Consider the following 15759-nt stretch of genomic DNA (forward strand, 5'->3'; position numbering starts at 1 on the left):
AAAAAGACCTACTCCCCTCTAATCATCGAAGGGAATAGGTTTGGCATTTGGGTTTTTCTCTTAGCGTTCCCATGATTACGAGCGCCGTGGATTACTACTGGTTTTGGGTCACGGAGCGATTCCCCTTTTGCAGCGCGGTTTCCTGACCGAAGCGATCCAGGTTCATCACCTTGTTCCAGGCAGCTACGAAGTCGTGAATAAACTTCTTTTCAGCATCCCGGCTGGCATATACTTCTGCGATGGCCCGCAACTGGGAGTTGGAGCCAAAGACCAGATCAACAGAACTGGCAGTCCATTTAACGTCGCCCAATTTGCGGTCGCGTCCTTCGAAGAAGTGATCGCACATGGGTGACTTCTGCCACTTCGTGTTCATATCGAGCAGGTTAACGAAGAAGTCATTACTCAGAGTTCCGGGACGTTTAGTGAAGGCACCCATTCCCGGTACACCGACATTCGTATCGAGCACCCGCATACCACCGATGAGGGCAGTCATTTCAGGCGCGGTCAGAGTAAGCAGGTTGGCTTTATCCACCAGCAGTTCTTCAGCCGGCCGATCAAGCCCATGCGAATAGTAATTGCGGAAGCCGTCTGCCTTGGGTTCCAGAACCGCGAAAGAATCGACGTCGGTCATTTGCGGTGTGGCATCAGTACGTCCTGGTGTGAAAGGCACTTTGACGGTGTGTCCACCTTTTTTGGTAGCTTCTTCGACAGCAGCACAGCCCCCGAGTACGATGACATCGGCCAGTGACACTTTGGTGCTGTCGGCCTGTGCGTCGTTGAATTTTTGCTGTATTGTCTCAAGAGTCTTCAAAACTTTCGCCAGTACTTCGGGCTGGTTGACTTCCCAGTTCTTTTGGGGCGCCAGTCGGATGCGGGCACCATTGGCACCGCCCCGCTTGTCACTGCCACGGAAAGTGGAAGCGGAAGCCCAAGCCGTGGAAACCAGTTGAGGAATCGTCAGCTCTGAGGCGAGGATTTCACTTTTGAGTGCAGCGATATCCTTTTTGTCAATGAGCCTATGATCGACTTCGGGGACGGGGTCCTGCCAGATCTGCGCTTCCGGCACTAGCGGTCCGAGACAGCGCGAGACCGGTCCCATGTCGCGGTGGGTCAGTTTATACCAGGCTTTTGCGAAGGCTTCGGCGAATTCGTCTGGGTTTTCATGAAAGCGTTTTGAGATCTTCCCATAAGCTGGATCGACCTTAAGGGCTATGTCTGTAGTAAACATCATCGGCGCATGCGTTTTAGAAGGATCGTGTGCATCGGGAACAGCTCCCTTGGCTGATTCTTCTTTAGGCGTCCACTGCCAGGCACCGGCGGGGCTTTTAACCAGTTTCCACTCGTAACCAAACAAATTGTCAAAGTAGCCGTTGGACCATTGTGTGGGTGTTGAAGTCCAGGCACCTTCCAGACCACTGGTGATGGTATCGTCTGCGTTCCCTTTTCCGAACTTATTGATCCATCCCAGTCCCTGATCAATCAGGCTGGCGCCTTCCGGCTTCGGACCGACATTCCCTTCCGGGCTGGCGGCACCATGTGCTTTACCGAAAGTGTGTCCGCCAGCGATGAGGGCGACGGTCTCTTCATCGTTCATCGCCATCCGACCGAAGGTATCGCGGATTGCATAGGCGGAAGCCTGGGGGTCAGGTTTGCCCGCGGGTCCTTCGGGATTGACGTAGATCAATCCCATTTGCGTGGCTGCAAGCGGATTTTCAAGTTTTTTAGCTTTCCTATAACGTTTGCGGCCCAGCCATTCGGTTTCGGGTCCCCAATTGACATCTTTCTGAGGTTCCCAGACGTCTTCACGTCCACCGGCGAAACCGAAAGTTTTGAAACCCATGGATTCGAGTGCGACGTTTCCGGTCAGAATCATCAGGTCAGCCCAGGAAATTTTGCGACCGTATTTCTGTTTAATGGGCCAGAGCAGGCGGCGGGCTTTATCCAAGTTAGCATTATCAGGCCAACTGTTGAGTGGCGCAAAGCGCTGTGTGCCGTCCGAAGCACCGCCGCGACCGTCAGAGACGCGGTAAGTCCCCGCACTGTGCCAGGCCATGCGGATGAAGAGCGGACCGTAATGTCCGTAGTCGGCAGGCCACCAGTCCTGCGAGTCGGTCATCAGTGCTCTCAGGTCTTTTTTGACGGCTTCGAGATCTAGCTTCTGAAATTCTTCGGCATAGTTGAAGTCTTCCCCCATGGGATTACTCTTCACCGAATTCTGATGCAGGATGTCCAGGTTCAACTGATCGGGCCACCAGTCTCCATTGGTCATTCCACCAGCTGCAGTGTGTCGGGAGGTAACATTCTTGATCATGCCCATAATGGGGCACTTGCCACCGTTTGTCTGGCCGTCTTGTGTTTTGTGGATTTTCTGGGCCGGCTGCTGGTCTGATGTAGACTCTGTGGTCTGTTTCTGAGCGAAGATAGGTGTGCTGATAGATAGAGTCAGCACCGTCCAATTCGTCATCGTGCGTTTGATCCACTTTTTCATGATTTTTCCTCGTGTTTGGCTTGAACTTCGATCTTGACAACCGGGAATCACTGTCCCTGCGACAATACTTTACGCAGGTTTGACGATATATCTAATGCATTTTGTGTATATATATCATGCATCCTATGCATGAATAAAATTAAATCTGAATGAGTTGAACGTTGGTATCAAAAAGATTAGCAGACAGACCGTACGGAATATAATTAAGTGGGAAGGTAGAGATACGGCCTGCGGACGAATCCCGCAATTCAGATTCTAAGGAAACGCAATTCACAATTAAGCTCGACGATTCATTGGTTATTACAACAAAACCCGAGAAGCGCGGTGATTACTACGCTTGGTGTAGCGGAGTGCATACAAATAGAACAGGCGAGATAGTATTCATTTCAGATAGGAATTCACCATTTCAATTTGTTTGCATTTAAAAAGTATTTTAAGAATCTAAATTTAGAGAAAGATTCTTAATGACGTAAAGCGAAGGTAAATTCTTCTTCAGTGAAGCGTTTTGGTTTATTTTCTGGACCTTTTTCAAAATTTAAGAGAACAAAATCTCTTATATTTTGTATGGATCCAGAAACGGGGAGAAGGTCAGTCAGTCTCATATATCGCTGAAGGTCAGTATTCTTTGACTCTTTCAGCTCAAAAAATTTTTTTTTGCAAATATTCTGCTTCCTCAGCTTTCGCAGCGACTATAAAGCCATAGTTTCACTCAGCTCGAGAAAAAAATCGTGTACCTTATTAGTTAAAGTTTCAAAGGAGAATCTAATGTCTGACGCTGAACACACCACAAACTGGAACGATCTGGCGATCGGCCTTTATGACCGTTTAACAGGTCGGAACGCCGAGATTACTTATGAGTTTGATGACATGCATGTCAAAGTTCCAAGCGGCACGGGCACGAACGCTGAGCATGCCGAATGGGCCCTGACCGGTACAATGAAGATACGCACGCGTGACCTTGGCTCATCCCCAAACTAACAATGACCGGCCAGCTGCAAGGGACGCTGTTCGGTCGGCCGGTCGAACTAAATGCAACAGGACGCGAGCTGCTGCTTCAAGTTGCCAACCTGAAATCGGCTTGGCGACTTCGGCGCAGTGCAACAACGAGCATGCTGCCGCTCTTGCGTCTGCTGAGAAGCAATGGAATCGCTTTACGCGTGCGTATCGGCTCTCACCTAAATGTTGAAGTCTTGCCAAGACCTGGCTTCGTACTGCGGGCGTTAGTGCCTGCCCTCCACTTTAATTCCACTGGAGAATAAACCTGACTACCAAAATTTCTCGAGAATCACCAATACTGGTGACTGGGGCAACGGGTTACGTGGGGGGCCGGCTGGTTCCGGAGCTCCTCAAGCGAGGTTATCGTGTTCGCTGCCTTGCGCGCGAACCACGTAAGCTTGAAGAGCGGGTATGGTGCGACAATCCGAATGTAGAGATTGTTCGCAGTGATCTGAGCGATGTATCCGAGCTAACCGCTCAGATTCGAGACTGTTCATCGGCCTATTATTTGATTCATTCGATGATCGCCTCAGGTCGTACATACGCAGATCGCGATTCCCAACTTGCCCATAACTTTGCCAGAGCAGCCGCAGAGGCTCAAGTTGAGAGAATCATCTACCTGGGTGGTTTAGGCGAACTTGGTGAGGGTTTGAGTCAACACCTTAGCTCGCGCCGCGAAGTGGAAGTGGCTTTGGGATCGTGCGGAGTTTCGGTGACAACACTGCGAGCTGCCATGATTATCGGCTCTGGGTCCGCGTCATTCGAGATACTCCGCTATCTGGTCGAACGACTTCCCGTGATGATCACACCCCGTTGGGTACAAACAGAATCTCAACCAGTGTCCATTGTTGATGTATTGTACTGGCTGGTCGAGTGTCTGCATGTTGCCGAGACAAGCGGTCGCAGCCTCGAAATTGGTGGACCCGATGTGATCTCCTATCGCGAGCTAATGCACATCATGGCTCAAGAGCTGGGACTTCGACGACGGCTGATTATCGGTGTCCCCGTGCTAACCCCGCGATTGAGCTCGGCATGGATCAGCCTCATCACGCCAGTTTCATATCGCATCGCTCGCCCGCTCTCCGATGGCCTGCGCAATCGAGTTGTGGTCAATGACGACACTACACAGACACTAATGCCTCATCAATCGCTCGGAGTACGTGAGTCAATTCATCGTGCGATCGCGAAGACCCTGGAGGGGAAGGTACCAACACGGTGGTCCGCAGCCGGACCGATTCCTGGCGATCCAAATTGGGCTGGTGGCAAGGTCTATGTCGATCAAAGGTCGATCGAGATTGAAGCGCAGCCGTCCGATGTGTTTGCCGCGGTCTGCCGTGTTGGCGGCGGTCATGGCTGGTACTCGGGGGACATCTTGTGGCGGATCCGGGGATTGATGGACCAAATCGTCGGAGGTCCTGGGCTTCGACGAGGCCGACGCGATCCTGAGAAAGTAGAATTTGGCGAAGCACTCGACTTCTGGCGCGTGGTCGGGATCGAACGCGGCAAGTCGCTGCTGCTTCATGCCGAAATGAAATTACCAGGAACCGCTCAACTGGAGTTCTGCATGGAACCAGTGAAAGATAACATCCGTTTCACGCGACTCACAATGACTGCACGATTTCGTCCAAGAGGTCTACTAGGTATCCTTTATTGGTATACCGTGGTTCCATTACATAACATTGTTTTTGGCGGTATGTTGAGAGGGATTAAACGTGCCGCCAAGTCTCTTGAGAAGAGTCAAGAGGTATGACCTTTTCACCATTTCTTGATCTATGCAGAATGTGAGAGATTTTATTTTCTTGCATTTTGAGAAAGGTCCAGAAAATGAAAGGAAAACGCTTCACTGAAGAATAGATCGCCTTTGCTTTACATCGGGTAAAATCAGTGGCTCCGATGGCTGAAGTCAGCAGAGTTGATTTGCCTCTCGAGCCCAAGTAGCATTCGACAACTTCATTTTTCTTCAACCACTTTATGGTTTTAACGCAGTCATCCCCGAAATGCACTGGCCTTTCGATTTATACAGTTGGCTGAGAAACAGGTGGATCACTCCGTTTCGTTGAGCGCCTTGCGTCGCGTCTTTCTTACAGCAAGAGTTACAGATGACTTAGGGGCACATGTGGTCAAAGCAAAGGAGCGTGGGATCGATATCGTGCTGTCTTGGCACCTTAAGCACCCAAACTTTTTGATGCACTTTGATTTTCTGAAGGGGGACGTATTGTCAACAAGAGCGGAAACTCTTTTTCGATCTGCTATTTCCAAGAGTCCTCACCGCGATTTCCGGGGTCCAGCCTTGAAAACGGGAAAGACGACGGAAAACAACATGACATGACCGCTGCGGCAATGCACAAATATGCTCAATCATCAACAAGTAACATCGTCGCTCGGTTACGCTGGACGTTACTCTTGCCCTCATTCGATATACTCGAATATTTTTTCGAATACCCTGTTAAACGACACTCCCTAATATAATGTCTGGGTAACAGCCGTTACCCAGACATTTAATTCTCCATTCGAGTCAGGATCCTACCAAAACCCAAGATCGCGATACAGCCACGCTTCGGGCGTCACTTCACTCTCATCAAGATCAAGGCATTCGATTATATCCTGCTTGACTCCTTCAAATATTTCGAGCTTGCATTCTGGATTCTGTTCTGCCACCAGAGTTTCGACCAATGAAACAAAATCAGAAACTCGAATATCCGTCCAGCAGCCTGGGGGAGGATCAGATGTATTTCCGTTTTTGAAAAGCTCAGCAGCTTTCTCCCGCGGGATTCTTATACGAAACCGTTTTTCGACACGAAAATTCAGGTCAAGAAAATCAAGTCCCATCTTTAATTCACTTCAAACAAAATCCCAAAGTGTACCTGCTTCTAAAAATGACCAGGTAACATTTATTACCCAGTCATTAACAGTGATATAATTCCCGCTGCACAGTAACAGGATTTACTGAGTTGCATGGTTTTGTTTTACCACTTTTGGGTGTGCAGGTTCAATTCTATTTTGGGAAGTTCTCGCCCCAGTTTATACAGGGGACAAATTCCAAGAATAGGTCACGCTCAGAAGCATTTGAAAAATACCATTCATTAAACCCAAAGTCATAATCTGTTTTTACAAACCAATTGTAGGTCCACGATCCGATGTGGCAATGAGGAAGGTCCGTCGCACACATTCGGTATTCCGAGTGTTTTTGGAAACATTCGCCGTGGCTGGGACCGAAGTGTTGCCAACACCAACGATTTGCGAAATCGAATTCCGGGAATGCCAATTCGAGCATTAAGGGATATGGGAAACGATCAAGGGTCTGTTGACGTTTCGTTTGTTGGTCAAGTTGTTCTGCGGCTGTGTCGCCACCCGTTTCGAGGTATGCGTCGAAAGTCGAGAGTTTAGCCGTTTGGTGGGTCATGAGTACCTCGTGCTTATAAACCTTTTAACTCTCACATTAATGAAAAATAAGTGATTCATTTTTTCAATATTCAAAAGGATGACCGGGAAACACACATTACCCGGTCATTATTTAGTTCTGTTGCCTCACCAATAGTAATGCCTGAGTAATACAAGTATCCCAGACATGAATCACTTTTTTAAACATTTAGTCAGCATCATCTTTGGAAACATCTATGTCGTTATTCGACATTCGACTTAGATTTCATAACCTCTTCAAGACGTCGATAGGATAAGCCAGACCTTTGCCGATCTTTGCGAATCGTACTGAGGAGTTCTATAATTCGATCTAGGTTATTTTTCTCATGTGCAGGGTGATTTGGCTTTTCCGCAATCAGGTATATTGCTTGATTTATAAGAAGGGGAACGAAAATCCCACGTAAATGAGGCGATTCATGCCACAAACCTTCGATTATTGAAATTCCAATATTTCGTTTTTGTGTTCCCCCCTCAAACCATTGGAATGCTTGAAATATGGCGTTATCTCTATGCTGTTGAGATCTCTCTTTATATCCCAACCATTGCTGAAATCCTGCAAAAAACAATCCCAAGACTCCCACAGAAGCTCCAATAATTGCGGCTATTATTTTTGCATCCATTTTCTCTCCTTAATTCTTTTAGTTTTGGGGAACACGGTGTCTAAATCTAGTTCTACGGAAATATTTAACATTATGAAACCAATCATAATAATGACCGGGTAATAACGTTTATCCAGACAAGTGACCGGTAAGACATCGTTACCCGGTCATCATCGATAGATAAATCCGTCAAGCGTGAATTAATCTCTTTAATGGCGACCCGCTCAGTTCTGACGGAGCAAATTTTGAAGAGGGATTGAGACTATCTCTGATTCAATCTTCTGAATTTTAGAAAACAGACGGACCGATTGGAAGAGGCTCCCATGAATCCGACAGTTTAGGTAAAAACTTCTGAAGTCGAACAAAGCCGGGATCTGTGATTTTTGTTTGATGCCGTCTCAAGTTAGTCAGGTTTTTGAGCCCCTGGAGATGAATCAGACCTGCGTCGCTGACGCTGGTCCCTCTCAGATCCAATTCGAACAGCTGTTTTATTTTCCCTATATGAACCATTCCTGCGTCACTGATTGGAGTGTACGAGAGATCCAGGATCTTTAGATTCTGGTTCCTGACTAAATATTCCAGACCCTGATTGCCTACCTCGGTAACGCTAAGATTCAGAGACTCCAGATTTGGGAGTCCACTCAAAGAAGCCATTCCGCGATCACTGACCCCTGTCGCATCCAGTTGAAGAATCTCCAGTTTCACAAGACCTTTCAAGTGAGCCAGCCCGGCATCACTGATGGCGGTCTCACTTAAATCCATCGATTTCAGTTCTGGCAGGTTTTCCAGATGTCTCAATCCTGCATCACTGACCTCAGTATCCCAAAGTAGGATATGTTTCAGTTTCCTCAACCCCTGCAAATGAACCAGACCGGCATCGCTGATCGAGGTTCTCTCCAGATTCAGGGTTTCCAGGTTGTCCAACCCCTCAAGGAGTGTCAGGTTCTGATCCGTGATTTCTGAACTGCTAAAATCCAGGTATTTCAAACTGTGAATTCTACCGACCGCGGCAAGATCTGCTTTGCTGAACTCGTCATCAGATCCATATTGAACACTGTTTATTGAAACGACTTTCTCGAAAGCGAAACGAATCTGATCTCCCGCGCTATACTTAATCCACGTTTCCCAGGATGAGGGCATCTTGCTCATCAACCAGCCCGGTTCGGTTGAAAGCATGAAACGGTCACTGGACCACAACTGTTGCGCTGCACTTCCTTCATGTAGCGCGGTAACCACAAACACCGCCAGTCCGACAACGACCAGCAGCCCCAAGGTCCGCCAGACCCAGCGGTAGCGGCTAGGGGGTTTGGGAGTCGGTTCTGTCTGGTTCATGATGGATGCCTCTGCAAAGCAGCCGTGTGTCGACGGATTACTTGAGTGGATATTTCCCATATGGATCAGCCTGGAAGCGCTCCAGGCATGGATTGCCGTTGATTGTAAACACTGCGGTTTCCCGTGTCTAAAATGAAGTGACTTTTCTCTGCTTTTTTCGTCCCAATAAAATTTTGATCATATTTCATAAGATCACTTTCTTCAGTGTCCGGTAAATGTTCCGTTACCCGGACGATAAAATGAAGAATATCTATTAAAACGTTCGTTGTTCGCGTCAATACATAAGTGTAGACTTAACGAAAAATGGTGAGAAAACGCCGCGATCTGGGGCATACTGTAGCTTAAGTTTATTCCTAGCAAACAGTGATTTGTTAAATTGATTCTGCATTTGTTCTAATATGCTCATCATTGCTCTTCAATAGTTTTTCTCTGTATTTATTGAATAGCTCATCATTGCAACCACTAACTTTAAGTGCATCTAAACAATTTAAGCCAGCCCATTCATCATTTGTAGCCCAAAGCTCAGTAATATAATTTTCCAAATTCGGAACCCGATGTTTAGCTAACGATTCCAGCGCAAGTCTTTTAGTGTAAACAGCATCCTTTTTGAATAAGCCAATCAGTAGCTCTTCCAAATCTTTGGATAGAGAATCAAATTTATGAAAGCAGTAGGCTAGCTGATAATCACAAAAATCTTCTCCAGATTTAATCGCGTGCTTGCACAACACAATGAAATTTTCGATTGTTAGATCCGCAATATGAGATAAAGGTTTAACATTTGGGTGAAGCCATGCAATGATACGTCCCCCTTCGTCACTACGAGAAATAAGAAAGAGAATGTCGTCTAGACAAGAATCTGCGAGGGCGTGATGGTTTTCGCTCTCAAATACTTTTTTGAGAAGTTTTTCAATCCGATCCCAGTGATCATACCCAATGTCATTTTCGCCATGGAAATTGCCATATGAGTCACCATAAATCTCACGCAGCCATTTATCTAGCTCTATTCTACTTTCACAAATCTCTTGTTCTAGCGTATTCACACAATGCTTATCCTTAAATTTGTCGTTAATATCACAGGTTCGCGACTCCGTGCATTTTTTGTTATTCCACCTTTTTTTCGTCAAAGACATCGGTGTCCCATCCGTCGCGGATTGTAATCAAATCACGATTATCCACGAGTCGATGAATATCCTCAAATGTTCCCCCAGTTTTTATTACCTGTCTACCGGTTGGACGAACATCTAGTGGCCAGCCTACTATGATTTGGAAACAGTCGCCAGACGAAAAGTGGTTTCTGTTTTCCAGTATCCATTTTGCAGTTTTGAGTGCAATGCCTTTAAACAGTGAGGCAGTCTCTTTTATTGAATCGAGTGGATATGTCGTTGTAAAGAAGTTCAACAGGTCGCCATCGAAATGAGGGCGAAAATCGCATCTATGTAGACCGACATTAGACCAGATGGGCTCAGTTTTGTCATCGCGGGCAAGCTCGGTCACAATCATCGTTTTGTCGAGAGACATAATGGATTTCCGCAGAAATAGTGGGCACTGTTTGGTTATGAATCCTGCATAAACGGTTCTACCTAAGACCCTCTTTAACTATCCGGTCAGAAATGATACCGAGGCACGTTCGTTTTTTGAAGAGCTTACACTACTACAAATTATTATCGAAATTTGAGCTTAATGTGAATGAAAGCCTAATCTCGAGAATCAAAATATGCCTAATTCATTTAAACAATGGGTTTTAACACGACCATGCCAAGTAAAATAATAACATCAATGTCCGGGTAATTAGCGTTACCCGGACATTGATTTAAAGAGCATGTCTTAACAAGTCTGCATTCGACACATTTCAAAGTTTTAATCAGTCTCGCTACGAATGTGCCCATGTCTCGATAACCCAACAGTCAGGGTTATTTTCCAGCAATTGCCTATAATAACTGCTCCATTTCTTTTGAGCAGCAGCGTTTGATTCGGCAGCATTCATCATGCTGTAACCGAAATCATGGATATCGTGCCATACGCCGTCTGGTGTCACTATGGCAGCGGCTGAAACGTCAGCACGCAAACGATCCACGCGGGAAATGTAACCCGCGTAATGATGCATCTCCGAAGGAAGTTCGGCATCAGTTTCATCGCATCTTAAAGTCGCTTCAAACAAGCATAAGTAATCAAATTGCCAGTTTGGCTGGCTGGTGTCGTCATGTTTTAGGCGGTATGGAGCGAGAATTGCTTCCATTGCGTCAACAATGCCAAGCAGTGTCGTTGATGTAGGAACAAGGACGTGAAGGTGTGTCTTCATATATGCGAAAGATTCGAGATAACCGTATAACTATTGATAGAACAAGATTTGATGCTATCCAAATCTATCAGGGATTCTGACTTTTATCAATTGTCACAATGTAGTCTTGTACTCACTGTTTGAGCAGTGGGGTTTTAAAACGTCTGAGGCCTCAAGAAACATCAATACCCAAATAATATTGTTACTAGGACAATATCTTCCCCCTTGCTGCAATTAAAGAATGTCTGGGAACTTACGGTTTACCGGACACTTATTTGCCAAATCAATTTACATCTGTAAAATTAATACTGTGAATCCGTTGAAATGTTTCTTTTCAAAGTGCCGACACAAAGTCTGAAATATGACAAAAAAAACATTCAATTGGAAATGTCTACTAGGAAACATTGAGGGCTTGGTCTCGTTACTCTGTCTGTTCATTGTACTGACAGATAAATACGAACTTTACCTGCCCATTGCACTGAGAGATAAAATTGGAATAGCTTATTGGCTAGCGACTATCCTGTTTTCCCTCAGTTTCGGCTTTGGCATTGGTGCTTTGCGATTCGGCAACATATTCGGAAAATTTTGTGGGGCATTTTCAGTTATTGTGCTTTCGCTCATATTATTTCTAACGTTTTTTGTGGGACTTCCCCCAGCAGATTAAGTTTTTGTCCGGTAAATTACCCTTTACAGGACACTCTGTAAAACAAGGCCGCGCATTAAAGTGTTCGGGTAATCATCATTTACCGGACACTTTTTAGTTTGGAGAGAGCAGACGAAGTGCACATAAATAACATCGCGGGTAATGTTCCTCTTCACTACAATGTTTTATAGGCATTCCTAAATGCGGCTCATAACTCCGCTGCTTCACTTTGTTTGCCAGCGCTCTTGGCGATGCACAGGGACAGATCGCGAAACGTGCGAAGCTCACCGAATTTTGCTACATCGAGAGGACATTTACGGATGCAGTTACCATGCATCAATGCTAACAACTGCAGAGTGAAACCAATAGCCAGAACAATCGATGTGAACCTACCAGCGAATAGACCAAGAGCAAGAGTGAATACCGCAAGACATCCAATTGCGTGATTCGCGTCATGTGCGTAAGACTGCACGGAGGCTAGAGGAAGTGCACCAGGCGACAGACGAGAGATTCGAAGTATAAAGGTTTGCCAATGATGGCGGGTATATTCGTCAAGGGACGTCGAAGGGGCAATAGCGCTGACATCAACGTTGTCCGCAGCAAGACAATCTTTGATTGCAAGGAATGCAGCGCCCGGAAGACATGACGTGCCTGCGATCTGTAGAGGCTGAAGTTGCGTGCGCGTAGTGTGACGTCTCGAAGTGTTTTTTCCCGTTCTGGAGTGAGAACATTCCGCCATGCGGCGTCGGGTAGAGACAATGCCCATGACACATTGAGGCCACGACCAAGTTGTTTTGCATGAAGGTAATCCATGGCGTCCCGCCAGTCTGCAACGGTTGAATCAAATGTGAGGTCGATATCAGGATCGCACGCATCGTCGACTTGAACAATCTGGCGATGTTCGTCTTGCAATACCGAGAGAACATATTCGGGAGTAGCGTCGATCTCGCTTGAGTATTTAGTGCTCATTGATTTCCCTTTGCTGCAAAACTTGAATTAGACAGAATCATTTCAGTATAACCTAGTAACAGTAGAACTAATGAAATTTTGTTTAATCAGAGATGAATTATCAAGAGAAGATTGAGGATGTTGAAATGAACAAAGAAATGATTTCACATAAATCTTAGACACTGAGTTTCATCATTCTTTCCTCAAATAATGTCCGGGTAATTTATATTACCCGGACATTATTTGATCTCACAAAAGAAAATATCTGGATCACTCTCATTTCCCTGACACTATTTCGAATAGAATCTCTTTAAAGTGTATTTTGGGTTTTGAGTTCACGACCAAACTCGAGAGCATTCCCCAAGCCATTGATTTAGTGTTGAGACGATTTGTTTACGGTCACGTGATTCAAATACCCGTTCAGGCGAATCTGGCCAAGTGACAGGTGGGTTTAGTTCATAAGAGATTTGGATGTTATCACGTTTTTGTTTAATAGTCCGTTTTGGTGGATGTGAAAAGATGACCGGTTGCGCGTGATAAAGTCGGATGATGAACTGACCATCACGTTTACCCATCGGTGACCACTCAACATCGATGTGATAGCGACCGTCGTTTCGAGTGGACTGCCAGAGCGATGAGTGATCGAAGTAATAGAAGAGCACGTCGCTCCAAGGATCGGTAATCGTTGCTGGATCAAGGTGAAGGAATTGACGACCCGCAAGGTCATCATCAGGATCGAGTTCGTAGAAATGATTGATGATGATGTGCCAGCCGCCGGGAACCTGTAAAGGCTGGAGAGGCAGATTGGCAATTTCTGGCAATTGATGCACGTTCGGTAATCCAAATAAAGTGTCAGTCTTTCGACATAATTTATTGTTACCAGCACGCTCTTTATCAAATAGAATGTTGACCAGGTACGAAAGCGTGCTTAACCGAGCCTTGTTGAGATATGGTACCAGACGCTAAAAACATTTCCAAACAACTTTGTGCACGTTGTCCTGGTAATAGGCGTTACCCGGACACTCTCTTCAACGTCAGCATCAATATTCATTGGTTGTTCGACACAATCTGTTGACAGAAAGTATCCGCTTAGTACGATTTATCGTATCGAGCAAAATATAAAACCATGACAGAATTATTGGAAGTGTCAATCAATATAATCACAAGGTAGCCTAGAAGATGTGTAAAAACATTGATACGGGTCGAAATCCGACAGAGGAAGAGTTTTGTGAAGCTGAAAGGATTCTGAAGCTCCGTCCGGGTAAACAAAAGGATCATCCATCAGCAGTACCTGCTGACCATAAAAAACTGTCTCATATAAACACTTATGGTCGTCTTCCCGAATTTTATTTAGACCAACCATTTACATGTCGTAAGTGTGGCAAACGCGAAATTTGGAAGGCCAAAGACCAAAAGTGGTACTATGAAGAAGCTAAGGGACATATTGATGCAAGAGCTGTTGAATGTCATGCATGTCGCAAGGCTAGAAAATCAGGTTCTTGTGATTAAGTTCACTGAATAGTAGTGAGACAAAAAACAAAATAAATGTCTGGGTAATGACAGTTACCCAGACATCATGAAACAGCAAGTGTCCGGTAAATGCGTATTTACCAGACACTTATCATTAATGGGTGGCCCCAATTACGGGATACGATTTCATTTACACCCAAATTGAAGTCTCTCAGGGCCAAATGTGATCGTTTTTGACGAAATCAATGTACAATTAATGAACATCGTCGATCGACGGGGATTCGTTGACTGGTTGCCGTGGATACCGTCTTTTCAAATCGTCGATCAATGGCATCAACGTTTTTCTTGCGAGCCCTCGAATCGAGATCTTCTCTTTTGCCGCGTAACGACATAGCGGCCACCAGTCATCCCGATCAAGCTCGATCGTAATTGTCTTTTTTCTTCTCATAATCCAACTGCCCTTGACTTTTTTAAACGAGTTAATGCGAAATTGTAACTGCGAAAAGAAACTGGTGTAGAATGATGGATCGCATGAAACGCCAGTCATTTTCAGAGAGCGGTAGGGCATGGATGCATTACCGCTCTTTATATCATTTCTTAATCAGGCAAGGAAGCCGAATCAATGCTCGAATAAACTCCCTCTCAAACCGCTTGATGGTAAGACAACCTATCCCACTGCATTTCTGACAATTGTATTTTCCCTACGTGGATTCCGGACATGATCGATCAAGGTGCGCCAGCTCCCTATAACGGATCGCTCTTTTCTTTAATGAGTACGCTTCACATTGGCAAGAGGGGCCTCAACGGAAACAGATTTCGTTGTCTTCGTTGCCTTATTTACTCTGATCTATCTCGGATTGAAATTGTTGAAAGGAATCAAATATGAAAAGCCACAGCTCAAATGATCGACCAGCTGATAAATTACCGGGAGCTGATCCCATCGTTCAGTCTGATGAAGATCTCGACAAGGCTTTGAATGAGCTGTCATACCTGGACGAGTTTGATCAGTCGACCAACGAAACTTGCACGAGGTACATCGAGCAACTCGAACAGGAATCTGAACAACAAAATAATGGTTTTGATTGAGGGAGAGAAGAAAACCGAATCGTTTCCACACAGTTCGGTAAGCTTTAAAGATCAGCCTGCCGAGTACAAGCCTGGCTGAAAAAATCTCGGGTCCTCCTGTGGGGGGCCCGGGGTCGCGCGCGGTTCCCTAATCGCAATTTTTTCGTCTCAAAACGAATTTTTAAGTCACTTCTTCTTCTTCCTATTAAATTGATGGGCAAAAAATCAACAAAGCGATCGTCCACAAAAGCCAATTCCCCACAAACACCTCAAAATCGAAAAAACCAGTAAGAAAAACGATATCACAAGTCAAACGCAGATAGGGGGAGATAATAGTTTTTTCTCAATATGCTAAAAAGAAATACATTTTAAACATGTCTGGGGGAAGGGTAATTTATCGGTCATTTTGCGTTAAAAACTATATATGGCTTTGAGAATGCGAGATTATTTAGTTTCCAAAGTCAAACAAAAGTGAACCAAAACGATAAAGCAAGAAGAGCTACGAAGCTATAGGAGACAT

Annotated in this window: 16 protein-coding genes; 4 read left to right on the forward strand and 12 right to left on the reverse strand. The window is 45.5% G+C overall.

Annotated features, from left to right (window positions below; all coding sequences use genetic code 11):
- Positions 1-94: 94 nt before the first annotated feature.
- Complete coding sequence (gene katG / locus V144x_RS01200; protein WP_144980179.1) at positions 95-2488, reverse strand: catalase/peroxidase HPI; 2394 nt, start codon at positions 2486-2488, stop codon at positions 95-97.
- Positions 2489-3253: 765 nt separating this feature from the next.
- On the opposite strand from katG, the gene V144x_RS01205 reads away from it, so the two are divergent.
- Positions 3254-3466, forward strand: coding sequence for a hypothetical protein (locus V144x_RS01205; RefSeq protein WP_144980182.1), 213 nt, complete (start codon positions 3254-3256; stop codon positions 3464-3466).
- Here V144x_RS01205 and V144x_RS28590 read toward each other — a convergent pair.
- Positions 3452-3685 (reverse strand): hypothetical protein, encoded by a 234-nt coding sequence (locus tag V144x_RS28590; protein WP_144980186.1) that lies wholly within the window; start codon positions 3683-3685, stop codon positions 3452-3454. The two genes, V144x_RS01205 and V144x_RS28590, sit on opposite strands and share 15 nt — an antisense overlap.
- Positions 3686-3785: 100 nt before the next feature.
- On the opposite strand from V144x_RS28590, the gene V144x_RS01215 reads away from it, so the two are divergent.
- Positions 3786-5234 (forward strand): SDR family oxidoreductase, encoded by a 1449-nt coding sequence (locus V144x_RS01215; RefSeq protein ID WP_144980189.1) that lies wholly within the window; start codon positions 3786-3788, stop codon positions 5232-5234.
- 773 nt (positions 5235-6007) lie between these two features.
- On the opposite strand, the gene V144x_RS01220 is transcribed toward V144x_RS01215, so the two are convergent.
- The 9 genes from V144x_RS01220 to V144x_RS01260 all read right to left on the reverse strand — a co-directional run bounded on the left by V144x_RS01220 (position 6008) and on the right by V144x_RS01260 (position 13534).
- Positions 6008-6313 carry an acyl carrier protein gene (locus V144x_RS01220; RefSeq protein ID WP_144980192.1) on the reverse strand — a complete coding sequence of 102 codons (306 nt, stop codon included), beginning with the start codon at positions 6311-6313 and terminating at the stop codon, positions 6008-6010.
- A 166-nt stretch (positions 6314-6479) separates the two neighbouring features.
- Positions 6480-6887, reverse strand: a complete 408-nt coding sequence (locus V144x_RS01225) for a hypothetical protein (protein WP_144980195.1) — start codon at positions 6885-6887, stop codon at positions 6480-6482.
- A 220-nt stretch (positions 6888-7107) separates the two neighbouring features.
- A complete protein-coding gene (locus tag V144x_RS01230; RefSeq protein WP_144980198.1) occupies positions 7108-7524 on the reverse strand; it encodes a hypothetical protein in 417 nt (138 codons plus the stop codon).
- 267 nt (positions 7525-7791) lie between these two features.
- Complete coding sequence (locus tag V144x_RS01235) at positions 7792-8835, reverse strand: leucine-rich repeat domain-containing protein (RefSeq protein WP_197998710.1); 1044 nt, start codon at positions 8833-8835, stop codon at positions 7792-7794.
- A 371-nt stretch (positions 8836-9206) separates the two neighbouring features.
- On the reverse strand, positions 9207-9875 hold the full coding sequence (locus V144x_RS01240; RefSeq protein WP_144980204.1) for a hypothetical protein: 669 nt from the start codon (positions 9873-9875) through the stop codon (positions 9207-9209).
- A 61-nt stretch (positions 9876-9936) separates the two neighbouring features.
- Positions 9937-10353, reverse strand: coding sequence for a hypothetical protein (locus V144x_RS01245; protein ID WP_144980207.1), 417 nt, complete (start codon positions 10351-10353; stop codon positions 9937-9939).
- A 352-nt stretch (positions 10354-10705) separates the two neighbouring features.
- A complete protein-coding gene (locus tag V144x_RS01250; RefSeq protein WP_144980210.1) occupies positions 10706-11134 on the reverse strand; it encodes a hypothetical protein in 429 nt (142 codons plus the stop codon).
- Between the two features lie 1099 nt (positions 11135-12233).
- Positions 12234-12725, reverse strand: a complete 492-nt coding sequence (locus V144x_RS01255) for a hypothetical protein (protein ID WP_144980213.1) — start codon at positions 12723-12725, stop codon at positions 12234-12236.
- A 314-nt stretch (positions 12726-13039) separates the two neighbouring features.
- Positions 13040-13534: a hypothetical protein gene (locus tag V144x_RS01260; protein ID WP_144980216.1), complete on the reverse strand. Its 495-nt coding sequence runs from the start codon at positions 13532-13534 to the stop codon at positions 13040-13042.
- A 349-nt stretch (positions 13535-13883) separates the two neighbouring features.
- On the opposite strand from V144x_RS01260, the gene V144x_RS01265 reads away from it, so the two are divergent.
- Complete coding sequence (locus V144x_RS01265; protein WP_144980219.1) at positions 13884-14213, forward strand: zinc-ribbon domain containing protein; 330 nt, start codon at positions 13884-13886, stop codon at positions 14211-14213.
- A 214-nt stretch (positions 14214-14427) separates the two neighbouring features.
- Here V144x_RS01265 and V144x_RS01270 read toward each other — a convergent pair whose 3' ends face one another.
- The gene (locus V144x_RS01270) at positions 14428-14622 is read right to left on the reverse strand and encodes a hypothetical protein (protein WP_144980222.1); all 195 of its coding nucleotides are present in this window, start codon (positions 14620-14622) and stop codon (positions 14428-14430) included.
- 434 nt (positions 14623-15056) lie between these two features.
- On the opposite strand from V144x_RS01270, the gene V144x_RS01275 reads away from it, so the two are divergent.
- The gene (locus V144x_RS01275; RefSeq protein WP_144980224.1) at positions 15057-15260 is read left to right on the forward strand and encodes a hypothetical protein; all 204 of its coding nucleotides are present in this window, start codon (positions 15057-15059) and stop codon (positions 15258-15260) included.
- Positions 15261-15759: the final 499 nt, after the last annotated feature.

It is taken from the genome of Gimesia aquarii, assembly GCF_007748195.1.
GTDB classification, from domain to species: Bacteria; Planctomycetota; Planctomycetia; order Planctomycetales; family Planctomycetaceae; genus Gimesia; species Gimesia aquarii.

What these genes read in the sequence shown, in the direction of transcription:
- katG (WP_144980179.1), bottom strand. Translation starts at nt 2,488, where the DNA reads ATGAAAAAGTGGATCAAACGCACGATGACGAATTGGACGGTGCTGACT.
- V144x_RS01205 (WP_144980182.1), top strand. Translation starts at nt 3,254, where the DNA reads ATGTCTGACGCTGAACACACCACAAACTGGAACGATCTGGCGATCGGC.
- V144x_RS01220 (WP_144980192.1), bottom strand. Translation starts at nt 6,313, where the DNA reads ATGGGACTTGATTTTCTTGACCTGAATTTTCGTGTCGAAAAACGGTTT.
- V144x_RS01225 (WP_144980195.1), bottom strand. Translation starts at nt 6,887, where the DNA reads ATGACCCACCAAACGGCTAAACTCTCGACTTTCGACGCATACCTCGAA.
- V144x_RS01230 (WP_144980198.1), bottom strand. Translation starts at nt 7,524, where the DNA reads ATGGATGCAAAAATAATAGCCGCAATTATTGGAGCTTCTGTGGGAGTC.
- V144x_RS01235 (WP_197998710.1), bottom strand. Translation starts at nt 8,835, where the DNA reads ATGAACCAGACAGAACCGACTCCCAAACCCCCTAGCCGCTACCGCTGG.
- V144x_RS01245 (WP_144980207.1), bottom strand. Translation starts at nt 10,353, where the DNA reads ATGTCTCTCGACAAAACGATGATTGTGACCGAGCTTGCCCGCGATGAC.
- V144x_RS01250 (WP_144980210.1), bottom strand. Translation starts at nt 11,134, where the DNA reads ATGAAGACACACCTTCACGTCCTTGTTCCTACATCAACGACACTGCTT.
- V144x_RS01255 (WP_144980213.1), bottom strand. Translation starts at nt 12,725, where the DNA reads ATGAGCACTAAATACTCAAGCGAGATCGACGCTACTCCCGAATATGTT.
- V144x_RS01265 (WP_144980219.1), top strand. Translation starts at nt 13,884, where the DNA reads ATGTGTAAAAACATTGATACGGGTCGAAATCCGACAGAGGAAGAGTTT.
- V144x_RS01270 (WP_144980222.1), bottom strand. Translation starts at nt 14,622, where the DNA reads ATGAGAAGAAAAAAGACAATTACGATCGAGCTTGATCGGGATGACTGG.
- V144x_RS01275 (WP_144980224.1), top strand. Translation starts at nt 15,057, where the DNA reads ATGAAAAGCCACAGCTCAAATGATCGACCAGCTGATAAATTACCGGGA.